The sequence below is a fragment of the Streptomyces sp. NPDC002845 genome (assembly GCF_053591955.1).
Window position 1 is genome coordinate 21711 of sequence record NZ_JBSFUU010000106.1, and the last position, 6002, is coordinate 27712.

The following is a 6002-nucleotide window of genomic DNA, read 5'->3' on the forward strand; positions in this document are numbered from 1 at the left end:
ACCGGCCCGGTCTCCTGACAGGCGCGGCCCGCAACGTACCCATCCCCCACGGCGCGGGCCGCGCCGCACGACCACCGTTTCCCACCGAGGCTTCTAGGAGAGGGATGTCCCCGCGTACGAACGAGAGCGCGCCGGAGAGCGAACGGCGGGACGCGACGGGGGCCGCCCTCGCACGCGACCGAGACGAGCCGGACGCGACGGGGGCCGCCCTCGACCAGGACCAGGACGAGCCGGCAGCAGCCGAGACTGCCCACGACCGGGACCAGCCGGACACGACCGAGGCCGCTCTCGCGTCCGACGCCGTCGAACCCGGGCGCGAGCCGGTCCGTGGGCGTGTTGTGCGGCTCGCCGTGTGCGTGGTCGCGCTGGCCGTCGCGTTCACCGGCGGGGCCGTCGCGCTGGGTGCCCGGGACGACGGGCGGACGGTGGGCGCTCCGTCGGCGGCCGGGGTCTCGGTGGACCGGTTCGCGAGCGGTGACCTCGATGCGACCATCATCGCGCTCCAGGCCCATCTCCGCGACCAGCCAAGAGACTTCACCTCCTGGTCCACCCTCGGCCTCGCGAATGTCGAGCAGGCCCGCACCACGGGCGACCCCTCCCGCTACCCGCAGGCCGAGGAGGCCCTGAACCGCTCCCTGGAGCTGCGCCCCGGCAACGACCCGGCGCTCGCGGGCCACGCCGCCCTCGCCGCCGCCCGGCACGACTTCGAGGACGCCCTGCGGTACGCGGACCGGGCGCTCGACGAGAACCCGTACAGCGAACGGGCGTTGTCCATCCGGATCGACGCCCTGGTCGAACTCGGCCGCTACGACGAGGCGTTGAAGGCGGCGAAGGTCGCCGACTCCCGGCGCCCCGGCATCCCCGTCTTCACGCGCTACGCGTACGTCCACGAACTGCGCGGCGACACCAGGACCGCCCGCCGGGTCCTGGAACAGGCCCTCTCCTCGGCTACGGCACGCGGCGACGTGGCGTACGTGGCCACGCAGCTCGGCCAACTCGACTTCAAGCAGGGCGACCACAAGAGCGCGCTCAACTACTACGCCCGCGCCCTCGGCGCCGACGACACCTACCTCCCCGCGCTGGAGGGCCGCGCCCGCGCCCAGGCCGCGAGCGGCGACCACGCCGGGGCGATCACCACTCTGGAGCAGGTCGTGTCCGGCTCCCCGCTGCCGGGGCCGCTCGTGGAACTCGGCGAGCTGTACGAGGCGGAGGGCGACAAGGCGAAGGCCCGCGACCAGTACACCCTGGTCGACGCCTGGACCAGGCTGGCCCGCACCAACGGCGTCAACGCCGACCTCGACACGGCACTCGCCGCCGCGGACCACGGCGACAGGAAGGCCGCCCTGCGCGCGGCCCGCGCCGAGTGGGAACGCCGGCAGACGGTCCACACGGCGGACGCCCTCGCCTGGGCGCTGCACGTCAACGGCCGCAGCGAGGAGGCCCTGCCGTACGCCCGCCGGGCGGCGGCTATCGGCTACCGGGACGCGGTCTTCCTGTACCACCGCGGCATGATCGAGCAGGCCGCGGGCGAGGAGAAGGCGGCCGCGCGTTCGCTTCGGGCGGCACTCGATCTCAACCCGGGCTTCTCAACCCTGGGAGCCGAGCGGGCCCGTAAGGCGCTGGAGGAACTCAAGTGACATCCCGTCGGCGCCTGTTCGCCTCCTCCACGGCCGTCTTCCTGGCCGTGTGCGCGCTCGTGCTCCTCCCCTCCGCAGCCGCGAGCGCGCACCCCCTCGGCAACTTCACCGTCAACCGGTACGACGGACTGGTCGCCGCTCCCGGGGAGCTCCGCGTCCTTCACGTCGAGGACCTCGCCGAGATCCCGGCGACACAGGCCGAGCCCGCCATCGAGCGGCAGGGCAGGGAGAGCTGGGCCCGCGAGCGGTGCGCGACGGCGGCCCGGGACAGCGAGGTCACGGTCGACGGGCGGACGGTCGTGCTCACGGTCGGCGAGAGCAGCGCGGAGGTACGGCCGGGGCAGGCGGGACTCAACACCCTGCGCGTGGAGTGCCGTTGGACGGCACCCCTGCCGGACACCGACCAGGCCGTCGACGTCCGCTACCACGCCTCTGTAGGCTCCGGACCGGGCTGGCGCGAGGTCACCGCGCAGGGCGACCGGACGACCCTGACGGAGTCGGACGTCCCCGAGGAGTCCGTGTCCGGGCAACTGACGGACTACCCCGAGGAGTTGCTGTCCTCGCCGGAGGACACCGCGTCCGCTTCCCTGCGTATACGGCCCGGCGGTCCCGCCCTCGCCGAGGACGGTGCCGCGCCCGGCTCCTCGGTCCTTCCCCGCGGCGCCGACCGCTGGACCCGGGCGCTCGACGATCTGGTCGCCCGCCAGGACCTCACCGTCGGCTTCGCGGCGCTCGCCCTCGGCATCGCCGTGTTCCTGGGCGCCATGCACGCCCTCGCCCCGGGCCACGGCAAGACCCTCATGGCCGCGACCGCCGCCGCCCGCAACCGGGCCTCCCTCCGCGACGTCCTGCCCATGGCCGCCTCGGTGACGGTCACCCACACCCTCGGCGTGGTCGCCCTCGGACTGCTCGTCCTCGCCGGTTCGGCGGCCGCCCCGTCCGTGATCGCCTGGCTGGGCATCGCGAGCGGGCTCCTGGTGATGGTGGCGGGGGCGAGCCTCGCCCGCCGGGCCTGGCGGAACCGCCGGCTGGGGCACACACATGGACACGCTCACGGGAACGGGCACGCTCACGGCCATGAGCACGACCATGCACACGAGCACGAGCATGACCACGCGCACGACCACGATCACGCGCACGACCGCGAGCTCGTACTCGCCCACGCGCACACCGAAGCCCAGGCCCAGCCCCACGCCCACGCACCGGCCAAGGGCCACACCCACCACCCGCACAGCGAAGCGCACGACCACGGCCACAACCACGACCATCCCCATGAGCACCCCCACGGCCATGACCACAGCCACAGCCACGGCCCCCTGACCCACACCCACGGCGGCTTCACCCACACCCACCCCACCGCCCCCACCCTCCGCGGCACGATCCTGCTCGGCTTCGCGGGCGGGCTGGTCCCCAGCCCCTCCGCAGTGGTCGTGCTCGTGGGCGCCGCCGCCCTGGGCAAGGCGTGGTTCGGGCTGCTGCTGGTGCTGGCGTACGGCGTCGGGCTGGCCCTCACCCTGACGGCGGCCGGATTCGCCGTGGTGAAGGCCGGGGGCTGGGCGGCGCGGATGCTGGACCGCAGGCCCCGCTGGGCGGCCGGCCCGTTCGCGGCGCTGATGCGCAGGTCCGTACCGCTGGTGTCGGCGTTGGTCGTCGTCGCTCTCGGGGCCGGACTGGTGTTCAAGGGGGCCGCATCCGCGCTCGGTTGAGTTAGTTTGGGGAGGTATCACGCGGAGTGGAGCAAGCGCGCGGATACGAATGGGGGACGCCCGTGTCCGAGGTACCGGGCAGTGAACGTGTGGTCGCCGGGCGCTACCGTCTCCTGTCCCCGTTGGGCGAGGGCGGCATGGGGACCGTGTGGCGGGCCCGCGACGAGGTGCTGCACCGTGAGGTCGCCGTCAAGGAGGTGCGTGCCCCGGGCGGGCTGCCGGGACCCGATGCGGAGCGGATGTACGCCCGCCTGGAGCGGGAGGCCTGGGCCGCGGCGCGGGTGTCGAACCGCAATGTGGTGACGGTGTACGACGTGGCCATGGAGGACGGCCGCCCCTGGATCGTGATGGAGCTGGTCCGCGGGATCTCGCTGGCCGATCTCCTGGACGCCGAGGGCCCGTTGCCGCCGCAGCGCACCGCGCACATCGGCGCCGAGGTGCTCGCCGCCCTGCGCGCGGCCCACGAGGCCGGGGTTCTGCACCGGGACGTGAAGCCGGGCAATGTGCTGATGTCGAACGACGGACGCGTGGTCCTCACCGACTTCGGCATCGCCATGGTCGAGGGCAGTTCCGCGCTGACCATGACCGGCGAGGTGGTCGGCTCGCCCGAGTTCCTGGCCCCCGAGCGGGCGTTGGGCCGTACGCCGGGCCCGGAGTCCGATCTGTGGTCCCTCGGCGTGCTGCTGTACGCGGCGGTCGAGGGCACCTCGCCCTTCCGGCAGAACACTCCGCTGAGCACGCTGCGCGCGGTCGTCGACGAGGAGTTGCCGCCGCCGCGCCGGGCGGGCCCGCTCACCCCGGTCGTCGAGGGGCTGCTGCGCAAGGATCCGGCCGAGCGCGTCCCGGCCGGGCAGGCGGAGCGGGACCTGCGTGTCATCGGCGCGGGCGGCACCCCGCGCGCGGACACGGTCGCTTCCGCCCCGTACACCCCGGTGGTCGCGGACTTCCCGGCCCCGGCCCAGCATCAGGCCCCGCCCTCGCCGCATACCCCTCCCACCGCCACGACCCGGCCCTCCGCGGGCCCGGCCGCCAAGCCCGACCGGAACCGGCGCGCGGCGGTCGTCCTGGTCGCGGGCGTGGCCGCCCTGGCCCTCGCGCTCGCCGGACTGACGTACGCGCTGGTGAACCAGGGCAGTGGGGGCGGCGGGGACAACGGCGGGACCAGCGGCAACGGAGGCACGACCGGCGGCGGGGGTGACACCGGGGGCTCGAACGGCGGGAACACCGACACCGGCAACGGCAACGGCGGCGACACCACCACGGGCGGCACCGGCGCCACCTCCGGCACACCCGGCGGCGACGGAGGCAACTCAGGCACGGCGACTCCGCCGCCCCAGTCCGTCGAGGTGAGCGTCACGGGCGCGAACACGGACTACTCCGGCGTCTGTCCCCCGCCGGACTCCGAAGTGCCCACGTTCACCGCGACGTTCACGGTGGGCCGCGTCCCGGTGGAGGTGGACTACCGGTGGGTGACGAGGAGCGGCGAGGTCTCGGACCCGGGCTGGCGGACGCTGTCGTTCCCGCCGGGCGGGGACGGCACGCAGCAGGAACAGGTCATCGTGACGACGTACGACACGGACGGGACGTACGAGGACGAGATCGGCGTCGAGGTGCGCGACCCGGTCTCCACGACGTCCAACTCGGTGTCCTTCTCGGTCACCTGCGAAACGGAGACCCCGACGGGCGGGGTCTCCACTCTGCCCACGAACGAGGTGGTCGCGCCCCAGGGTGCGGCTGCGGTCAGGCCACGTTCCTGAGTACCGGCAGATAGCCGCCGGCCTGGCCGGAGGCCGTCGGGTGGTACGACTCGCCGATGTTCAGCCAGTTGAGGCTGTGCAGCCAGGAGCTGCCGGAGCAGATCTCGTGGCCGGTGAAGGTGGGCCGGACGTCGCCGAAGGTGAAGCCGTGGTCGGCGGCACGCTTGGCGATGGCGCTGTTCAGATAGTCGGACGCGTTGTTGATCGCGGCCCGCTTGGTCTCGGACATCCCGAGGCACGTCTGGCCGAGCTTGTAGAAGCGGGGGTAGCCGAGGACGACCACGTGGGCGGCCGGGGCCCTCGTCCGGATCGCGGAGTACACGGAGTCGAGCCGGCCGGGCAGGGTCGAGTCGACGTACGCCTTCGCCGTGTCGATGCGGGACACGCAGGCGCTGTCGGACTGCAGGACACAGGTCGTCATGACGTCGGCGAAGCCCGCGTCGTTGCCGCCGATGGTGATCGACACCAGGCCGGTGGCGGAGCCGAGGGGGCCGAGCTGGTTGGCCAGGACATCACTCGTTCGGGCGCCCGAGCAGGCCGTGAAGTTGAACGTCGAGGGTGAGTTGGCGGCCGCCCAGAGGTAGGGGTAGGCCTTCGTGCTGCGTTTGCAGTCGCCGCTGGAGCCGATGTAGCCGCCTGCCCCGACACCTGAGGAGTAGGAGTCGCCGAGGGCCACATAGCCGGTGGCCGCGGCGAGTTGGGACGCCTGCGCCGACGCGGCCCCGGTGAGGGCCAGACCGGCGGCGAGGAGGAGCGACGTCATGTATGCCGTGATTCGGGAACGTCTCATGGAACCTCCCTTTAGCACAAGGCCGTGAAGTTACGGCTTCGGAGGCGCTGACAAGTACGCGCTGATCTGCGGTGACTCGGGACGTAAGAAGCGGAGCCCCGGTAGAACTGGC

General features: G+C 73.2%; 4 protein-coding genes. 3 read left to right on the top strand and 1 reads right to left on the bottom strand.

Features of this window, described 5'->3' with window-relative positions:
* The first annotated feature begins 104 nt into the window (after positions 1-104).
* The 3 genes from ACWD3C_RS43035 (at position 105) to ACWD3C_RS43045 (ending at position 5100) form a co-directional block, all read left to right on the top strand.
* Entirely contained in the window at positions 105-1637 is a 1533-nt protein-coding gene (locus ACWD3C_RS43035) for a tetratricopeptide repeat protein (RefSeq protein ID WP_451153290.1), read from the top strand.
* Positions 1634-3343: a nickel transporter gene (locus ACWD3C_RS43040; RefSeq protein ID WP_451153292.1), complete on the top strand. Its 1710-nt coding sequence runs from the start codon at positions 1634-1636 to the stop codon at positions 3341-3343. The genes ACWD3C_RS43035 and ACWD3C_RS43040 overlap by 4 nt, the downstream gene beginning before the upstream one ends.
* Before the next feature lie 62 nt (positions 3344-3405).
* Complete coding sequence (locus tag ACWD3C_RS43045) at positions 3406-5100, top strand: protein kinase domain-containing protein (RefSeq protein ID WP_451153294.1); 1695 nt, start codon at positions 3406-3408, stop codon at positions 5098-5100.
* Here ACWD3C_RS43045 and ACWD3C_RS43050 read toward each other — a convergent pair.
* A complete protein-coding gene (locus tag ACWD3C_RS43050; RefSeq protein WP_451153296.1) occupies positions 5084-5890 on the bottom strand; it encodes an SGNH/GDSL hydrolase family protein in 807 nt (268 codons plus the stop codon). The two genes, ACWD3C_RS43045 and ACWD3C_RS43050, sit on opposite strands and share 17 nt — an antisense overlap.
* Between the last annotated feature and the right edge of the window lie 112 nt (positions 5891-6002).

Coding starts and splice junctions, on each gene's coding strand:
- ACWD3C_RS43050 (WP_451153296.1), bottom strand. CDS start 5,890: ATGAGACGTTCCCGAATCACGGCATACATGACGTCGCTCCTCCTCGCC.
- ACWD3C_RS43035 (WP_451153290.1), top strand. CDS start 105: ATGTCCCCGCGTACGAACGAGAGCGCGCCGGAGAGCGAACGGCGGGAC.